Annotated in this window: 18 protein-coding genes; 14 read left to right on the top strand and 4 right to left on the bottom strand. The window is 69.9% G+C overall.

Going from position 1 to position 17,637, the window contains the following annotated elements; genetic code table 11:
* Nucleotides 1-18: 18 nt before the first annotated feature.
* Nucleotides 19-1,038, top strand: a complete 1,020-nt coding sequence (locus DFR69_RS04225) for a serine hydrolase domain-containing protein (RefSeq protein WP_110036004.1) — start codon at nt 19-21, stop codon at nt 1,036-1,038.
* On the opposite strand, the gene DFR69_RS04220 is transcribed toward DFR69_RS04225, so the two are convergent.
* Complete coding sequence (locus DFR69_RS04220) at nt 942-2,495, bottom strand: FAD-dependent monooxygenase (protein ID WP_110036003.1); 1,554 nt, start codon at nt 2,493-2,495, stop codon at nt 942-944. The two genes, DFR69_RS04225 and DFR69_RS04220, sit on opposite strands and share 97 nt — an antisense overlap.
* 98 nt (nt 2,496-2,593) lie before the next feature.
* Here DFR69_RS04220 and DFR69_RS04215 point away from each other — a divergent pair, with 98 nt between their 5' ends.
* The 3 genes from DFR69_RS04215 (at nt 2,594) to DFR69_RS04205 (ending at nt 4,958) form a co-directional block, all read left to right on the top strand.
* Nucleotides 2,594-3,220, top strand: coding sequence for a TetR/AcrR family transcriptional regulator (locus DFR69_RS04215; protein ID WP_222596497.1), 627 nt, complete (start codon nt 2,594-2,596; stop codon nt 3,218-3,220).
* Entirely contained in the window at nt 3,217-4,131 is a 915-nt protein-coding gene (locus DFR69_RS04210) for a helix-turn-helix domain-containing protein (protein ID WP_244198067.1), read from the top strand. Before DFR69_RS04215 ends, DFR69_RS04210 begins: the two co-directional genes overlap by 4 nt.
* A 65-nt stretch (nt 4,132-4,196) precedes the next feature.
* The gene (locus DFR69_RS04205) at nt 4,197-4,958 is read left to right on the top strand and encodes a DUF998 domain-containing protein (RefSeq protein ID WP_167456141.1); all 762 of its coding nucleotides are present in this window, start codon (nt 4,197-4,199) and stop codon (nt 4,956-4,958) included.
* Here DFR69_RS04205 and DFR69_RS04200 read toward each other — a convergent pair.
* Nucleotides 4,886-5,326: a MerR family transcriptional regulator gene (locus DFR69_RS04200; RefSeq protein ID WP_244198066.1), complete on the bottom strand. Its 441-nt coding sequence runs from the start codon at nt 5,324-5,326 to the stop codon at nt 4,886-4,888. The two genes, DFR69_RS04205 and DFR69_RS04200, sit on opposite strands and share 73 nt — an antisense overlap.
* Before the next feature lie 55 nt (nt 5,327-5,381).
* On the opposite strand from DFR69_RS04200, the gene DFR69_RS04195 reads away from it, so the two are divergent.
* The 5 genes from DFR69_RS04195 to ligA all read left to right on the top strand — a co-directional run bounded on the left by DFR69_RS04195 (nt 5,382) and on the right by ligA (nt 12,186).
* Nucleotides 5,382-6,383 (top strand): SDR family NAD(P)-dependent oxidoreductase, encoded by a 1,002-nt coding sequence (locus tag DFR69_RS04195; protein ID WP_110035999.1) that lies wholly within the window; start codon nt 5,382-5,384, stop codon nt 6,381-6,383.
* A 101-nt stretch (nt 6,384-6,484) separates the two neighbouring features.
* Nucleotides 6,485-7,711, top strand: coding sequence for a cysteine desulfurase family protein (locus DFR69_RS04190; protein WP_110035998.1), 1,227 nt, complete (start codon nt 6,485-6,487; stop codon nt 7,709-7,711).
* Nucleotides 7,711-8,826, top strand: coding sequence for a tRNA 2-thiouridine(34) synthase MnmA (gene mnmA, locus DFR69_RS04185; protein ID WP_110035997.1), 1,116 nt, complete (start codon nt 7,711-7,713; stop codon nt 8,824-8,826). Before DFR69_RS04190 ends, mnmA begins: the two co-directional genes overlap by 1 nt.
* A gap of 64 nt (nt 8,827-8,890) precedes the next feature.
* On the top strand, nt 8,891-9,967 hold the full coding sequence (locus DFR69_RS04180; RefSeq protein ID WP_373867095.1) for a methionine synthase: 1,077 nt from the start codon (nt 8,891-8,893) through the stop codon (nt 9,965-9,967).
* Between the two features lie 122 nt (nt 9,968-10,089).
* Nucleotides 10,090-12,186, top strand: coding sequence for an NAD-dependent DNA ligase LigA (gene ligA / locus DFR69_RS04175; protein WP_425271593.1), 2,097 nt, complete (start codon nt 10,090-10,092; stop codon nt 12,184-12,186).
* A 3-nt stretch (nt 12,187-12,189) separates the two neighbouring features.
* On the opposite strand, the gene DFR69_RS04170 is transcribed toward ligA, so the two are convergent.
* Nucleotides 12,190-12,540 carry a hypothetical protein gene (locus DFR69_RS04170; protein ID WP_146229189.1) on the bottom strand — a complete coding sequence of 117 codons (351 nt, stop codon included), beginning with the start codon at nt 12,538-12,540 and terminating at the stop codon, nt 12,190-12,192.
* A 237-nt stretch (nt 12,541-12,777) separates the two neighbouring features.
* Between DFR69_RS04170 and DFR69_RS04165 the strand changes: the two genes are divergently transcribed.
* From DFR69_RS04165 to DFR69_RS04155, 3 genes are all read left to right on the top strand, one after another.
* Entirely contained in the window at nt 12,778-13,962 is a 1,185-nt protein-coding gene (locus DFR69_RS04165) for an AAA family ATPase (RefSeq protein ID WP_233000026.1), read from the top strand.
* Nucleotides 13,963-14,014: 52 nt separating this feature from the next.
* On the top strand, nt 14,015-14,362 hold the full coding sequence (locus DFR69_RS04160) for a hypothetical protein (protein WP_233000025.1): 348 nt from the start codon (nt 14,015-14,017) through the stop codon (nt 14,360-14,362).
* Between the two features lie 66 nt (nt 14,363-14,428).
* Nucleotides 14,429-14,950: a GNAT family N-acetyltransferase gene (locus DFR69_RS04155; protein ID WP_110035991.1), complete on the top strand. Its 522-nt coding sequence runs from the start codon at nt 14,429-14,431 to the stop codon at nt 14,948-14,950.
* Here the strand turns inward: DFR69_RS04155 and DFR69_RS04150 are convergent.
* The gene (locus tag DFR69_RS04150; RefSeq protein WP_110035990.1) at nt 14,943-15,593 is read right to left on the bottom strand and encodes an ACT domain-containing protein; all 651 of its coding nucleotides are present in this window, start codon (nt 15,591-15,593) and stop codon (nt 14,943-14,945) included. The genes DFR69_RS04155 and DFR69_RS04150 overlap by 8 nt on opposite strands.
* 245 nt (nt 15,594-15,838) lie before the next feature.
* Here DFR69_RS04150 and gatC point away from each other — a divergent pair, with 245 nt between their 5' ends.
* Nucleotides 15,839-16,135, top strand: coding sequence for an Asp-tRNA(Asn)/Glu-tRNA(Gln) amidotransferase subunit GatC (gene gatC, locus DFR69_RS04145; RefSeq protein ID WP_067493225.1), 297 nt, complete (start codon nt 15,839-15,841; stop codon nt 16,133-16,135).
* Nucleotides 16,132-17,619, top strand: a complete 1,488-nt coding sequence (gene gatA / locus DFR69_RS04140) for an Asp-tRNA(Asn)/Glu-tRNA(Gln) amidotransferase subunit GatA (protein WP_110035989.1) — start codon at nt 16,132-16,134, stop codon at nt 17,617-17,619. The genes gatC and gatA overlap by 4 nt, the downstream gene beginning before the upstream one ends.
* Nucleotides 17,620-17,637 lie beyond the last annotated feature (18 nt).

Raw genomic sequence — 17,637 nt, 5'->3', positions numbered from 1 at the left:
TGAGCCGGTTCTGCATCGGTGGCCAAGCCGGTCGCCGCGACGGTCACCGTCGAACTGGCCCGGCAGGGTGTGCTGCGGCTCGACGATCCCGTTCGGGCTCACTTGCCGGGGTTCGACCTGGCGGATCGGAACTCCGCCGCCGGGATCACCATCCGCGACCTGCTGCAGCACACCAGCGGCTTGCCGTTCGGTGCGCCGCTGCTCGACCGCGCCGACGCGGGGCGACGGCCTGCGGACGTTCTCCCGGCCCTCGCGTCGATCAAGCCGCAGTCGCCGCCAGGAACGGAGCATCTCTACAGCAGCCTCAACTACCTCGTCCTCGCCGCCGTCATCGAGGCGACGACCCGACGCTCCTACGCCGAGGTGCTCGCCGCCACCGTGGGCCGCCCCCTGCGCAACGGGATCGTCGCCACCGCCGCGCAGGCGGCGACAGTACCCAGCGGACACCGATTCGTCGCGGGCAGGCCGGTCAGGATGAATACCGGGTACGACCCGGCAGGTGCCGCCTACGGATACCTCGGCGGTTCGCTGACAGACCTCACCAGGTTCGCCACAGACCAGTTGCGCCCGAAGGATCCCGCGATCACCGCCCAGTTGCACGCGCCAGGCAGGCCGACCGGACTCGGCGAGCACTACGGATTGGGTTGGCGGATCAGTGATCTGCCCGATACCGGCCAGGCCGTGGTCATGTTGCAGAACGTCTCCGGGTTCTTTCACGAGTCGGCACTGCTCGCCACTGCCCAGGGCGTCGCGGGTCTGCTCGCGAACGAGGAGCCGTCCGCTGTCGCTGTCGACCCGATGTACCTGCCGGCGGTCGGCGTGCTCGCGGCTCTCGCGCTGACCTTGGCTCGCACCGGTCGAACCCGATCCTGTCCGCCCGAGCGTCGGCCGCTCGTGATGATCGGGTTCCGTGCCGACCGGGACGCCAACGGGTTGGCCGATCAGATTGCCGGGAGAAACCAGGTTCGCAGCGCCGCCGCGATGGCCTGCCGGTCCGCGGAATCGAGCCGTGTCGACGCGCTCGCCCACGCTACGTAGCCATCGGGCCGCAGGAGTAGCGCGGTCGGCGAATCACCATGCGGGAGCGCAGTCACGATGTCGAGGTGATCGCGCCATCGCGACAGCGTGCGCGCCAGGTCGTGATCGTCGGTCAGGTCCAGGACGAGCGGCCGCGCGGTCCTGGTCAGTTCGGCCAATCGGACGGTCTCGTCGGCAGTGGTGGTCAGTGTCAGGTCGGGAGCGAATCGGCCGATCATGGGGTGGCTGGCAGGTACACCCATGTTGTAGCGGACGTCCGTGCCCGCCGTGAGTTCGGCGAGTCGCGCGACGGTGTCGGGGTCGCGCAGCAGTTCGGTGAACAGTTCGCGCAGTGCCGTGACGTCACTGCCGGGCGCGATCAGCGCGGCTTGGGCTTGGGCGTAGGTGACCATGCGGGACGCGGCTGCTCGGCGTTCGGTGTCGTAGGTCGCGAGCAGCCCGCTCGGCGCGTCGCCACGGATCTCGGCGGCGAGCTTCCAGCCGAGGTTGGCCGCGTCCTGCAGGCCGAGGTTGAGGCCGGGACCGCCTCCCGAGGTGTAGATGTGCGCGGCGTCGCCGATGAGGAACAGCCGGCGGTGGTCGTGGAATCGGCCGGCGAGCCGGGTGTTACCCCCGCTGAGCCTGCGCAGCACGTGTGGTCCGGTGCCGGCGGGTGGGTCAAGGGGCAGATCGGCGGCGAGGACCCGCCGGACACTGGCTCGCAGCTCCGCCAGGCTCATCGGCGCGTCGGTGGCGGCCTGGTCCCATTCCATAGTGCTGATCAGCGGGGGCCGGCCGGGGAGCGGCGCGTAGGAGAAACCGCCGTGTTCGGTGCGAATCGGCAGGAACGGAGCGATGGCGCCGTAGCCGGGCACGGTCAGCACCCCGGTCAACGCGTCAACCCATTCGCTGGGGACGGTGGCGTTGGCCGCGCGGCTGGTCGTCCGGTCGTAGGTGACTCCCGGAAATTCGATCCCGGCGAGGGCGCGGGTGCGACTGTGCGCCCCGTCGGCGCCGACGAGGAAGCTGGCCCGGAGCTGGTAATCCCCGTCCGGCCCACTCACCTGGGCGGTCACGGCGGCGTCGTCCTGCGCGAGCCCGACGAGTTCGTGCCCGCGTCGGATGTCGGCGCCGAGTTCGATCGCGCGTTGCTCCAGCACTTGGGCGATGTGATGTTGCGGCGCCGCGAGCGCGTGGATCGGGCTGTCGTCGAGCAAGCTCAGGTCCAGTGCCATCCCGGCGAACATGAAGTAGGCGGAGTTCGGTTGTGGCGGAGCCGGACTGCCGCTGAGTCCCTCGAAGAGACCCCGGTTGTCCATGAGCCGCACGACCTGCCCCAGTAGTCCGTTGGCTTTCGGCTCATCGCTCGCCGCGGACTGGCGCTCGAGGACAACCGCTGTGATCCCCGCCAGGCCCAATTCGCAGGCCAGCATGAGCCCCGTTGGGCCACCTCCGGTGATGACCACGTCGACGGTCATGGGGTTTCTCCTTTGTGAGTGGGATGTCGTCAGACTAGGAACAAAACTTGCGTGCACGCAAGTTTGCGTGCACGCAGATTGCATGGAATGCTGGTCACGTGGCAACACGACGGACCGGTCTGCGCGAGCAGCGGAAGCAGGCCACCAGGGCGGCGCTGGGGATGGCCGCGCTGCGGCTGGCGCACGAGCGTGGCCCGGACAACGTCCGCGTGGACGACATCGCCGAGGCGGCAGGCGTCTCCGCGCGGACCTACAACAACTATTTCTCCAGTCGCGAGCAGGCGATCGTCTCCGCCGTCACCGCCGAACGCGAAACACGTATCGCCGCAGCCATTTCCGCCAGGCCCGGGGTCGGTCTCGCCGACGCGGTCATCGACGCGATCACCGACCAATACACCACCCATGGCGCGTCGGATCGCGATCTACTCCTGATCACCACCCATCCCGCGCTGCGCGAGGCGTTCGTGCGCGTCGCGACCGCGATCGAAGCCCCCATCGCCGACGCGATCGCCGAACGCATCGGCGACGCCGACTCGACCACCGCCCGCGTGCTGGCGGCCAGCGTGACCGCCGCGGTGCGCATCGCCATCCAGCAGTGGCTGCGACCGGCACCCGCCGCCAGCAGCCTTGTCGTACCGACCGGCGAGTTGTCCGACCTGCTCCGCGCCGCGCTCGCGCCGCTGGCTCCCGCGCTCGACATCGCCGAGGAACGAACTCGCCGATGAGCACCCCGATGAACCCGCACCCACTGGTCGGTGCCGGAGGCCACCTGGATCACGTGCGATCTGGTTGGCCGAGCGCGGGTTGGGATTTCGCGACACCAGCGGTCGCGAGGCCGGGGGTGTCGATGATCGGATATCGCGATGTGGTCGGCGGCAGGGTTGACCTTCGAGTCGCCGCCACTACGGCCGTTGCCATCGTGATCGAGTTCGGGGGAGGCGATCTGATCGTTGACGACACCGGCGGACGACAGGCGTTGGGGGCATTCGTTGTCGGCCTTCCCATGGATACCGCGCGGGTTCGCGCCGAACGCGCGCAATGCGTTGAGGTACGACTGTCGCCCGTTCTCGCGTATCGCCTATTGGACACCGCACCAAAGGATTTGGGTGCAGGAGTGATCTCGGCGGAGGCACTGTGGGGCGGCCGGGTTCGGCGACTTCGTGAGCAACTCACGCTAGCCGACACCTGGGGTCAGCGGTTCGCGCTCACGAACGCGTTTCTCGCCCAGGGTACGCACGCGCGGCGGGCGATCGACCCCGAAGTGATCGCCGCGTGGCGTCTCGTACTCGACTCCGGCGGCCAGGTGCGAGTCGACGCGCTCGCCGCGTCCCTCGGCTGGAGTCGCAAACGACTGTGGTCGCGGTTCGAAGCCCAGATCGGCCTGACGCCCAAGCGGGCGGCGATGCTGGTCCGATTCCGCCGGGCGGTCGACGGTCTGCTCGCCGGTCGGCCCGCCGCCGACGTCGCCGCGGCGTGCGGGTACACCGACCAGGCCCACCTGAGCCGGGATGTCGCGATCTTCGCCGACCGCACGCCTGGCGCGCTCCAGACCGGCAAGCTGCCCGCTGTCGCGGTGGGTCGTCATCGGGCATGGGGAACATTCTTCCAATCCTCAGCCGGTCCCCTCGGTCGATAGTGGGATCACCTCGGGCGTGAGTCGCCGGCGAGGTGATCACTCGAGATCGACGAGAGGACAATGCCGTGACCGATACCCTTGGCCATCAGCGACCATCGACCACTTCACCTGGCGCACCGAACTCAGTGGGCACCCGTGTTCTGCTCGCCTGCGGCATCGCGGCTCCGGTACTCAACATCGTTGTGCTGCTGGTCCTTGGCGCGATCCGCCCCGATTACAACCCGTTGGTGGTCCCCGACAGCAACCTCGAACTGGGACCCGGCGGATGGATGCAGATCACGAATTACATTGTGACCGGGTTGCTTCTGCTCGCGTTCGGCGCGGGGCTGCGGCGGGTGGTGCCGACCGGGCGCGGCGCGACCTGGCTATCGATCCTGCTGTGCGCGTATGCCCTCACCTTCGTCGCCATCGGCCCGGTCCTGCCCGACCCGTCGCTTGGCTACCCGGTCGGCGAACCGGAGACGCTGACGGTGCACGGTGCGGTGCACAGTCTCCTCGGCATAGTCCAGTTCGGGTCGCTCACCGCAGCGTGCTTTGTACTCGCCGGCCGCGACAAGGCGCGGGGAAATCATGGTTTGGCCAGGTATTCGACCGTCAACGGGATGCTGGTCGCCGGCACCTACATCGCGTTCGCCCTGGTCGCCAAGCTGGTCGAGGGCGGCCCGGCGGGTCTTATCGAGCGGCTCGGGCTGGTCGCCTGCGGAAGCTGGATCGCCGTGTTGGCCATCCGCATGATGAGGCGGCCCACGGGAGATCAGAATGGACCCTCCACATTCGTTGGATCCCAAAGCCCGCCTGCTTCGCCGCGGGCGAGATGGTCGGCATAAACGCCGACCTTCCAGGTGATGACGGAACGGCAGTCCTCCAGCGCCTTGATCTGAGCATCGACGCGCTGCCGGTGGGTGTCGAGGAGTCGCAGGCGTTCAGCCTCATTGCCCGGACCCTGACGGACCAGCTCGGCGAACCGTTTCAGGTCCGCCAGGGGCATCCCGGATTCTCGGAGCTTGACGCAGATCAGCAGCCAGTCGACATCGAGGTGGGTGTAGCGCCGCCGTCCGCCGGTGGTGCGCCCGACCGGACCGACCAGCAGACCTTCGCGCTCGTACAAGCGCAGCGCATGCACACTGAGCCCGGTCCGCGCCGCCACCTCACCGATCCCCAGCGAATTCTTCTCATGCGGCGCGGTCGTCGTCACACCGAGCAGTCTACGACTTGATCTAGACCTCGCTCTAGATCGTAGCGTCGGCGCCATGACCGTTATTGATCAGCAGCCACTCGCCTCCCCCTTTTCGGCCACCAGCACAACAGAAGACGTCATGGCCGGTCTCGACCTGTCCGGCAGGACCGCCGTCGTGACCGGCGGCTATTCCGGGCTCGGTCTCGAAACCACCCGCAGCCTGGCCGCAGCAGGAACACATGTCCTCATTCCGGCACGCCGACCCGACATCGCCCGCGCCGCGCTCGCGGATGTGCCGGGCTGCGAGGTCATTCCGCTGGATCTGGCCGATTCCGAGAGTGTGCGGGCCGCCGCCGCGCGCATCCGGGAGTCCCTCGACCGGCTCGACCTCCTGATGGCTGTCGCGGGCATCATGGCGACCCCGGAAACCCGCGTGGGTCCCGGCTGGGAAAGCCAACTCGCTACCAACCACCTCGGGCATTTCCTGTTCACCTGCGAGCTCTACCCCCTGCTGGCCGCCGCCGACGGCGCGCGTGTCGTGGTCAACAGCTCCGCCGGGCATGCACTGACCGGCATGCGATGGCACGACCCACACTTCCGTACCGGCTACGACAAATGGCTCGCCTACGGCCAAGCCAAGACCGCCAACGTCCTGTTCGCGGTCCATCTCGACGCACTCGGTCACCATGACGGAGTGCGGGCGTTCGCCCTGCACCCGGGCAAGATCATCACCGGCCTCCAGCGCGAGATGACCCGGCAAGAACAGATCGACCGCGGATGGGTGGACGAACACGGCACCGTGATCGGAGCGGATTTCAAAACGCCCTCGCAAGGTGCCGCCACGGGTCTGTGGGCTGCCACGTCCGCGCTCCTGGACGGCCGGGGCGGACTGTACCTCGAAGACTGTGACATCGCTCGTATCGCCGATCCCGACCAGGACATGGACGACGGGGGCGTTCGTGAGTACGCCATCGACCCGGACGCGGCCGGCCGGCTGTGGGACCTGTCCATCGCGGCCACCGGGGCCACGCCCATCACCCGGTCGCGTCGCCGTGTCAGGAATACAGATAGGTGATACACGTGTTGAGAATCCTGGGTAAATCGTAGAAAAATCGTAGAGAGCAGGGGTGGACCCGAAAGATGCCCAGGTCAGCGGTGGGATAGGCTTTGTCGGTCATGAAGTCGGCTTTTACGGGTCCGGTCAACGGTGCGCCCACTACGGTCTACCTCGATCACGCGGCGACCACTCCGATGGTGCCCGCCGCGGTCGAGGCGATGACGGCTGCGCTGGGGACGGTGGGTAATGCCTCGTCGTTGCACGGATCCGGGCGGGCGGCGCGACGGGCGCTGGAGGAGGCGCGCGAGTCGATCGCGGCCGATCTGGGGGCGCGGCCGTCGGAGGTGATCTTCACCTCCGGGGGGACCGAGAGCGACAATCTGGCCGTCAAGGGCATCTACTGGGGGCGCAGGGCGGCCGATCCGCGGCGCACCAGGATCGTCACCAGCGCGGTCGAGCATCACGCGGTGCTCGACGCGGTCGAGTGGCTGGAGAAGCACGAGGGCGCGCGGGTCAGCTGGCTGCCAGTCGACGCCGAGGGGGTCGTGTCGGCGCAGGCGCTGCGCGCGGAACTGGCCGAGCACGCCGACGAGGTGGCGCTGGTCAGCGTGATGTGGGCCAACAACGAGGTCGGCACCATTCAGCCGATCGCCGAGTTGGCCGCTGTCGCACAGGAATTCGACGTCCCGATGCACAGCGACGCGATCCAGGCGGTGACCCAGCTCCCGATCGATTTCGGCGCGAGCGGGCTGGCCGCGCTGAGCGTGGCCGGGCACAAGGCGGGCGGTCCGCACGGCATCGGCGTGCTGCTGCTGGGCAGGCAGGTCCCGTGTGTGCCGCTGGTCCACGGCGGCGGGCACGAGCGCGACCTGCGCTCGGGCACCTCCGACGTGGCCGCCGCGGCCGGGATGGCCGCCGCGCTGCGCGAGGCCGCCGGCGACCTGCCCGAGCGGACCGAACGGCTGCGTGAGCTGCGTGATCGGCTGATCGCGGGGGTGCGGGACGTGGTGCCCGACGCGGTGCTCAACGGTCCCCTGGACGAGCGCAGGCTGCCCGGCAACACCCACTTCACCTTCCCCGGCTGCGAGGGCGACTCGCTGCTCATGCTGCTCGACGCCGCCGGTGTCGAGTGCTCCACCGGGTCGGCCTGCAACGCGGGCGTGGCCTCGCCGAGTCATGTGCTCATCGCGATGGGGGTGGAGCCGTGGCAGGCGCGCAGTTCGCTGCGCTTCTCGCTCGGCCACACCTCGGCCGGGACCGATGTCGACACGCTGGTGGCCGTTCTTCCGCAGGTCATCGAACGGGCCAGGGCCGCGGGCCTGGCCGGCGCTAGAGGAGGTGCCTGATGCGAGTACTCGCCGCGATGAGTGGTGGCGTCGATTCGGCGGTGGCCGCGGCGCGGGCCGTCGACGCCGGTCACGAGGTGGTCGGGGTGCACCTGGCGCTGTCGGCGTCACCGGGCACGCTGCGCACCGGATCGCGCGGTTGCTGCTCCAAGGAGGACGCCGGTGACGCGCGGCGAGCCGCCGACGTGCTCGGCATCCCGTTCTACGTCTGGGACTTCGCCGACCGCTTCAAGGAAGACGTGATCGACGATTTCGTCGCCGCCTACGCCGCGGGCGAGACGCCGAATCCGTGCCTGCGCTGCAACGAGAAGATCAAGTTCTCCGCCCTGGCCGACCGGGCTCAGGCGCTGGGCTTCGACGCCGTGGTCACCGGTCACTACGCCCGGCTCGAGGACGGTGTGCTGCGCCGCGCCGTCGACGCCGACAAGGATCAGTCCTACGTGCTCGCGGTGCTCACCGCCGAGCAGCTCTCCCGTGCCATGTTCCCGGTGGGCGACACCCCCAAGCCGCGCATCCGTGAGGAAGCGGCGGAGCGGGGCCTCGCCGTGGCGAACAAGCCCGACAGCCACGACATCTGCTTCATCCCCTCCGGCGACACCCGCGCCTTCCTCGGCGCCAAGATCGGCATCCGGCCCGGCGCGCTGGTCGACTCGGACGGCACCGTGCTCGGCGAGCACGAGGGCGTGCACGGGTTCACCGTCGGCCAGCGCAAAGGCCTCGGCCTCACCCACACCGCCGCCGACGGCAAGCCGCGCTACGTCACCGGGATCGATCCCGATTCCGGCACGGTCAAGGTCGGCTCGGTGGAGGACCTGCAGGTCGACGTGATCACCGCCGATCGCGCCGTCTGGACCTCCGGCGTGCGTCCGGCCGAGCCGGTCGAGTGCGTCGTCCAGGTGCGCGCCCACGGCGGCACGGCGCCCGCCGTGGTGACCCCCGAGGGCGAGGGCTTCGTCGCCCGACTGTGCGAACCGCTCACCGGCGTCGCCAAGGGACAGGCCATCGTGCTGTATCTGCCGGATGCCGAGGGCGGCGACACCGTGGTCGGCAGTGGCACCATCAACGGCACCGACCGTGCCGGCGCGTCGGCGGAGCCGGTCGACGCGTCGGCCTGACCGTCGTCCGAGCCGAACCTCTCGCCACACCCGCTGTAACGATGACACGAAAGGTGTTGAGCGCGTGACCCTCTGGCGCAGCGAGCACAGCCCGGAGACCGCCGCACCGGAACCCGTCGACCCGCTCGTGGGTGGGATCGCCACCGGGATCGGTTCCTGGCCCGGCACCGACCCGCGCGAAGCCGCCGCGACCGTCATCGGCGAGCTCGGCGATCTTCCGCACCTGGTCGAACTGCCCGCTCGCGGTGTCGGCGCCGACATGATCGGGCGGGTTTCGGCGCTGCTGGTGGACCTGCGTTTCGATTCGACGACCCGCGGCTACCGGCTGGCCGATCGTCCGGGCGCGGTCTCGCGGCGGGCTCGCGATCTGCTGCGCGTCGACCTCGATGCCCTCGAAGAGGCTTGGGAGACAGCGGGTCTGGCTGGTTCGGGCCGGGCGCTCAAGGTGCAGGCCGCCGGTCCGCTGACGTTGGCGGCCGAGGTGGAGCTGCCAGGGGGACACCGCGTGCTCAGCGATCCGGGCGCGGTTCGTGACCTCTCGGAGTCGCTCGCCGAGGGCCTGGCCCAGCATGTCGCGGAGATCCGCAGGCGGCTCGGTGCCGAGGTCGTCGTGCAGCTCGACGAACCCCGCCTCACCGCCGTCCTAGACGGGTCGCTGCGTGGTCCGAGCATCCTGAACACCATCAGCGCGCTGCCCGAACCGGAGGCGCTGCACATCCTCGACACCGTGATCGGCGGAGCATCGGCTCCCGTAGTGCTGCACAGCTGCGCGACCCGCCCGGCCATCGGCACCCTGCGCCGCACGGCCGCCGCGGCGATCGCCCTCGACGCGGCCGCCATCGTCACCGCCGATCTCGACAGCCTCGGCGAAACCCTGGACGCCGGAAAGAAACTCGTCCTCGGACTGGTTCCCACGGAAGCTCCGGCCACGCCGCCGACCTGGCGCACCATCACCGAACCCGGCGCCCGCCTGATCGACCGCCTCGGCTTCCCCCGCCGCGTTCTCGCCGAGCAGATCCTGGTGACCCCGTCCTGTGGCCTGGCCGGCGCACCCCTGTCCTGGGCCCGTCAGGCACTCACCCTCGGCACCGAGGCGGCCCGCGCCTTCGCCGAGGACCCGGAGTCGATCAGCGGCGAATAGGGGCGCGGACCCACGACGACGTCGTGGGCGCGGCCCCGAATAGCCCCTGCGACGTGCGGTTACGGTCGTCGGAAGTGTCGGTGCCCTCGACTAGTCTTCGACAGGTGAGTGACAGCGAGAGCGTGGTTTCCGTGAGTCCCGAGGGCGCGACCTCCGAGCAGCGGGTGCGCTGGCAGCAGCTGGCGGACGAGGTGCGCGAGCACCAGTTCCGCTACTACGTGCGCGACGCGCCGATCATCTCCGACGGCGAGTTCGACACCCTGTTGCGCGAGCTGCAAGCACTCGAGGACGCCCATCCCGACCTGCGGACCCCGGACTCGCCGACCCAGCTGGTCGGCGGCGGGTTCGCCACCGAGTTCACCGCCGTCGACCATCTCGAGCGGATGTTGTCGCTGGACAACGTGTTCGACTACGACGAACTGCGCGCCTGGGCGGCTCGTGTCGAGGCCGAGGCGGGCTCGAATCCGCACTATCTGTGCGAGGTGAAGATCGACGGCGTCGCGCTGAACCTGGTGTACGAGAACGGCAAACTCACCCGCGGCGCCACTCGCGGAGACGGGCGCACCGGCGAGGACGTCACCCTCAACGCCCGCACCATCGAGGACATCCCGGCCGAACTCACCCCCCATCCGGACTTCCCGATCCCGGAGCTGCTCGAGGTGCGCGGCGAGGTGTACTTCCGGCTCGAGGACTTCGAGACGCTCAACGCTCAGATCGTCGCCGAGGGCAAACCGCCGTACGCGAACCCGCGCAACACCGCCGCCGGCTCGCTGCGCCAGAAGAACCCGGCCGTCACCGCCCAGCGCAGGCTGCGGATGATCTGCCACGGTTTCGGCCGGATGGAGGGCTACCGGCCGCAGTCCCAGCACGAGGCCTACCAGGCGCTCGCGGCGTGGGGTCTGCCGGTCTCCGAGCACACCCGGCTGGTCGAGGGCATCGACGCCGTCATCGAGCGGGTCGCCTACTGGGGCGAGCACCGCCACGACATCGAGCACGAGATCGACGGTCAGGTGATCAAGGTCGACGAGATGGCGCTGCAACGCCGCCTCGGCTCCACCTCTCGCGCGCCGCGCTGGGCGATCGCCTACAAGTATCCGCCGGAGGAGGCCACGACCACCCTGCTCAACATCGAGGTCAATGTCGGCCGCACCGGCCGGGTCACCCCGTTCGCCGTGATGGCGCCGGTCTCGATCGCCGGGTCGACCGTGTCGATGGCGACCCTGCACAACGCCTCGGAGGTCAAGCGCAAGGGCGTGCTGATCGGCGACACCGTCACCATCCGCAAGGCGGGCGATGTGATCCCGGAGGTCCTCGGGCCCGTCGTCGACGCCCGCACCGGCGACGAACGCGAATTCGTCATGCCGACGCACTGCCCCAACTGCGGCACCGAACTGGCGCCGGAGAAGGAGGGCGACGCCGACATCCGGTGCCCCAACCAGCAGTTCTGCCCGGCCCAGCTGCGCGAACGGGTGTTCCACCTCGCCGGCCGCGGCGCCTTCGACATCGAGGCGCTCGGCGACAAGGCCGCCGACGCGCTGCTGCGTTCCGGCGCCATCATCGACGAGGGCGACCTGTTCGACCTCGACGAAGAACGCCTGCTGTCGGTGCCGCTGTTCACCAATCAGAAGGGGCAGCTCACCCAGAACGGGCACCGCCTGCTGGAGAATCTGCGCACAGTGAAGGAGCGGCCGCTGTGGCGGGTGCTGGTCGCGCTGTCGATCCGGCACGTCGGCCCGACCGCGGCCAGGGCGCTGGCCGCCGAATTCGGCAGCCTCGAGCGCATCGAGGCCGCGACGGTCGAGGAGCTCGCCGCCACCGACGGCGTCGGACCCACCATCGCCGCGGCGGTCGGGGAGTGGTTCACCGTCGACTGGCACCGCGCCATCGTCGACAAGTGGCGCGCGGCGGGTGTGCGGATGGAGGACGAGCGCGACGAGTCCATCGAACGCACTCTCGAGGGGCTGTCCATCGTCGTCACCGGCTCGCTGCAGACCTTCACCCGCGACGGCGCCAAGGAGGCGATCCTGGTGCGCGGCGGCAAGGCGGCGGGCTCGGTGTCGAAGAAGACCGCGTTCGTGGTGATCGGCGACGCGCCCGGATCGAAGGCGGCCAAGGCCGAGGAACTCGGCGTGCCGATCCTCGACGAGGACGGCTTCCGGCGGCTGCTCGACGAGGGCCCGGCGGTGACGCCCGACCGGGACGCCACCGACGAGGCGTGAACCCTAGTTCGGGGTGACGGTGACCGTCGCGGAGGTCTGCCCGCGCAGCTGGAACTGGGCGCACTGCCCGTTGCTGATCTCCACGTGACGGCGCAGCTTCTTGCTCTCGCTGTCGATGTCGATCGTCACGTCGGTGCTGGTCATCGAGCACACCTTCGAGACACCGGCCAGCACGTAGGTCTGCGTGCCCGCGCCCTGACAGACGTTCGTCTCGTCGCCGAGGAACACCCGGGCGGTCCCGTTCGGGCACGGGTCGGCGGCCGCGTTCGGGGCGCCCAGCAACACCACCGGCACCGCCGCGCCCGCGGTCACCGCCGCGACGACCACGCCGCGCACCATCATCCGAGCAGTCATCACGCGCACCCATCCTCGTCATCGTTCGACACCTGGCGGCCGGTGTGACCGCGGTTGTCCAGCATGCTAGTAGCTCGCGGGAGAACACGCCCGGTCATCGCCGGAGGGGGCGCACGCCCCTAGACTTCGCACGGACGCGGGCGATTCGCCGGGTTCGGGCCGATGCGGTCCGCGGCGGCGTCCCCCAGGCCGGCAAGTTCCGAGAGGCGGTACGACCCCTTGCTGCGTAGTTTTCAGGTGACCAATCACGGATCGCTGGCCGAGGCGCAACAACTGCGGCTGAGCAAGGCGGCCGGGAGCTCGGTGGCCGTGCCGGTGACGGCGGTGCACGGGGTGGCGGCTTCGGGGAAGACGAGCCTGGTCGACGCGCTCGCCCAGATGCGCGACGCGGTGCTGCACTCGGTGAGCGGCTGGGACCCCTACGCCGGGCCGGTGCGCAGGCCGCACCTCGGATTCGCCGACCGCCCCACGGAATTCGTGGCGGGCTTCGTCGCCGAAGGGGTGCCCTACACCTACGGCTTCCGCCTCGACAACGCCGATGTGATCGCGGAGTGGCTCTACACGCATCCGCGCTCGCGCAAGCGGATCGTGTTCGAGCGCACCGGCGATCAGGTCAAGATCGGGCCCATGTTCGAGGCCGCCCGCTACGGTGTCGCGGCGCTGGTCCCGCTGGTGCGGCCCAACGCGTTGCTGCTGAGCTTGGCCGGACAGCTCTACGCCGAGGCCCTGGTGCCGGCGTATCGGTGGTTCGCCGCGAACCTACGCGTGCAGCAGGGCGAGGCCGACACCGACGCGCTCGCCCACGATCTCGGTAGCCACATCTCGCGCTCACCCGACAACGCCGCCCGCCTGCTGATGCTGCTGCGCACGGCCGACCTGGGCATCGAGGACCTGCTCGTCGCCGAACACGATCCGATGTACGCCGACTATCTGCGTGACCTCGACGCCGAGATCGCAGGGCTGACGGGGCAATTCGAGCACGGCGGCGCCGACCCGATCCTGGTGGAGCGGGAGCTGAGCACCCTGCGGGCGGCGCGCGACGCGCTGTATCGCCGGATGGTGGATCGCCGCGGCGCCGGGCTCAGCCTGGTCCACGAGGGTGTCGACGTGCCGTTCGAACTGGCCGACGAGTCCACCGCGACCAGGTCCCTGCTGCGGGTGCTGCCTGCGATGCTCGAGGCCCTCGACACCGGTCAGGTCCTCGCCGTCGACGACCTCGGCGCGGGGCTGCCGGTGGAGGAGACCGACCGGCTCGTGCAGCTGTTCCAGAACCCGGAGACGAATGCCCGTGGGGCGCAACTGATCTACACCACCGCCAACCGCGCGCTGATCGACCGCAACAACGGCCGCTCGCAGCGCACCCGCACCGCAGTGTGGCAGTTGCGCCGGGAGCGGGGCGTCAGCGAACTCACGCCGCTGTGACGCCGCCCCGTGGCGGCGCCGTCCGCGCAGGTCGGGGCCTACCATGGGAACCATGCTCGAAGTGGTGATGGCGGCGGCCATGGTGACGATGTTGCTCGTGACGCTCGGCGCCGTGTTCGCGCATCGGTTCGGCCGCGGCGGCGGGCAGGCGGTCGAACAGGGTTCGCTGATCATCACCGGGGTCAGCCCGCTGCCCGCGATGACGGGTGAGCACTACGTGACGATCACCGGCGCCCTCGTGGGCCCCTCGGTGCCGGAGCGGGTGGTGTACCGGCGCTTCGCGTGGGACGCCACCCAGTGGCCGTCGATCGGTGAGCACCTCGTCGTCGTGTACCCGCCGCGCAATCCGGACAGGTGGGTCGCCCAGCATCCCGGGTTGCGTTCCTACCTCGGGTCGTGACCGCGCCATTCGAGTCAGACATGGGTGAGTTTCAGATCACAGGCGCCGGGGTGGGATCATGCCTGTATGCAGGGTAACCACCATCGAACCCCCGGCGACGGCCTCCTCATCCGGACCGCCAGAGCCGACGAATTCGCCGCTGTCGCCGCGCTGACCGTGCAGGTGTACGTGGGCGACGGTTACGTCGACCAGGACGACAGCTACGTCACGGAGCTGGCCGATGTCGGACATCGCGCCGCCGAGGCCGAAGTGCTCGTCGCCGTGCACGAGGGCAAGGTCGCCGGTTCGCTCACCGTGGCCGCGCCCGGCACGCGCTACGCGGAGATCGCCCTGCCGGGCGAACTGGAGTTCCGCATGCTCGCGGTGGCCAAGGAGGCGCGCGGTCTCGGTGTCGGCACGGCGCTGGTGCGCGCGGTGATCGACGAGGCGAAGGCGGGTGGCTATTCGGCCGTGGCGTTGACCACCATGGGCACGATGGTCGACGCGCACCGCATCTACAAGCGGCTCGGCTTCGTCGGTGTGCCGGAACGCAATTGGTCCACCGGCGACGGGCTTCCGCTGTACGTGATGCGGCTGGCGCTCAGCTGAGCACGGTGGCGACGATCCCGGCCAGATAGCCGAGCCGCGCCACCTCCGAGGGCCGGAAGTCCGGCCCGCCCGGGCGCCCGAGCAGCAGTGACTTACCGGTGTTGCCCAGCGGCGCGGCCGCGAGCTTGGTGTCCATGTCGCGCCAGATCTGCGGCACCCACTCGGCCTCGCCGTCGAGCCACGACGGCTTCTCCAGCGGCATCCACGGCGCCGAACCCGCTTGCGTCTCAGGCGCACTCGGACTCCCGACGACCCGGTACGCGCCCGCGGGGCCCATGCCGATGATCGTCGACCAGCCCACCCGCAGCACGCGCGGCACCCCGTCGACGAGCACCTGCATCCGATCGTCGCGGGCGCTCGCGACCTGGTCGATCAGCTCGAGTTCGCGATGGGTGTCGAGCACCCCGGAGTAGGGCCGGATCGAGTCGACGCTCACATCGTGCACGGATTCCGCGGCGGTGATGAGGGTGTCGGGCAGGGCGCCGGTGGGGACTTCCACCACGAGGTCGTCGACGGCGAACCCGGCGCCGCGCTCCACGACGTCGAGCGAGAGGATGTCCGCGCCGACCCCGCCGAGGGCGAGTGCGAGGGAACCGAGGCTTCCCGGTCGATCCGGAAGTTGCACGCGGAGCAGGAATGACACGTGCGTTCCTTTCCTAGGGCCGGGTGGTCCGAGACGAATACCCGGTGACGCAATACTTACACCCCCGAACGCGGGTTCTCGACTCGAAGTATGCGCCCATCCGCACGACATGCGCGAACTTTCGAGGGAGGTGGTGGTGCGGGGGCCGGCCCGGTCGGCGCGGGACGGGTGCGTCCGGAGCCCCCGGACCCGCTGACTAGGCTGTACCCACTACTGCCTAAACCGAAGCCGAAAGGGGTCCCGCGGTGCCCGCAATCTCCCGCGACGAGGTCGCTCACCTCGCCCGGCTGTCCCGGCTGGCGTTGACCGACGCCGAACTCGACCAGTTCGCCGGTCAGCTGGATTCGATCCTCAGCCACGTGCGGACCATCTCCGAGGTCGCCGCCGACGTCCCCGCCACCGCGTCGCCGAATCCGACGACCAATGTGACCAGGCCCGACGTGGTCGTGCCCGGTCTGACTCCCGAGCAGGCGCTGGATCAGGCGCCCGCCGTGGAAGAGCAGCGTTTCCTGGTCCCGCAGATCCTGGGAGAGGGCGAATGACCGAGTTGACCCAGCTGTCGGCGGCCGAGCTGGCAGCCAAGATCCACGGTGGCGAGGTGTCCTCGACCGAGGTCACCCAGGCGCACCTGGATCGCATCGCCGCGGTCGACGGTGAGCTCAACGCCTTCCTGCACGTCGCCGGGGACCAGGCGCTGGCCGCGGCCGCGGTCGTCGACTCCGCGCTGGCCGCGGGCGAGACCCCGGCCTCGCCGCTGGCGGGAGTTCCGTTGGCGCTCAAGGACGTTTTCACCACCACCGACATGCCGACCACGTGCGCGTCGAAGGTGCTCGAGGGCTGGATGTCGCCGTACGACGCGACGGTCACCACGCGGCTGCGCGCCGCGGGCATCCCGATCCTCGGCAAGACCAACATGGACGAGTTCGCGATGGGCTCCTCCACGGAGAACTCCGCCTACGGCCCCACCCGCAACCCGTGGGACACCACCCGCATCCCCGGCGGCTCCGGCGGCGGTTCGGCGGCGGCGCTGGCCTCGTTCCAGGCGCCGCTCGCCATCGGCACCGACACCGGCGGCTCCATCCGGCAGCCCGCCGCGGTCACCGCGACGGTCGGCGTGAAGCCCACCTACGGCACCGTCTCGCGCTACGGGCTCGTCGCCTGCGCGTCGTCGCTGGACCAGGGCGGCCCGTGCGGTCGCACGGTGCTCGACACCGCGTTGCTGCACGAGGTGATCGCCGGACACGATCCGCGCGACTCCACCTCCCGCGACGTGCCGGTGGCCCCGGTGGTCGCCGCCGCGAAGCAGGGCGCCAACGGTGACCTCAGCGGCGTGCGCGTCGGCGTGGTGCGCGAATTGCATTCCGACAGTTACCAGCCCGGCGTGCTGGCCTCCTTCGACGCCGCCGTCGCGGTGCTGAAGGATCTCGGCGCCGAGGTGATCGAGGTGTCGTGCCCGAACTTCGAGTACGCGCTGTCCTCGTACTACCTGGTGATGCCCTCGGAGGTGTCGTCGAACCTGGCGCGCTTCGACGCCATGCGCTACGGCCTGCGCGTCGGTGACGACGGCAGCCACAGCGCCGACCAGGTGATGTCGCTGACCCGTGAGGCCGGTTTCGGCCCCGAGGTCAAGCGCCGCATCATCATCGGCACCTACGCGCTCTCGGCCGGGTACTACGACGCCTACTACGGTCAGGCGCTCAAGGTGCGCACGATGATCGCGCAGGACTTCGACCGGGCCTACGAGCAGGTCGACGTGCTGGTCTCGCCGACGAGCCCGTTCACCCCGTGGAAGCTCGGCGAGAAGGTCGACGACCCGCTGGCCATGTACCTGTCCGACCTGTGCACGCTGCCGACCAACCTGGCCGGGCACTGCGGCATGTCGGTACCCTCGGGGCTGTCGGCCGACGACAACCTGCCGGTGGGCCTGCAGATCATGGCGCCCGCGCTGGCCGACGACCGGCTGTACCGGGTGGGCGCGGCCTACGAGCTCGCGCGCGGCGCACTGCCGGTGCCCGCGGCGGTCTGACCGACGAAGACGAACGGG

Source organism: Nocardia neocaledoniensis, from assembly GCF_003182135.1.
Taxonomy (GTDB): Bacteria; Actinomycetota; Actinomycetes; order Mycobacteriales; family Mycobacteriaceae; genus Nocardia; species Nocardia neocaledoniensis.
Note: the sequence above shows the minus strand (reverse complement) of the source record. Positions and strands in the feature narration are given on the sequence as shown.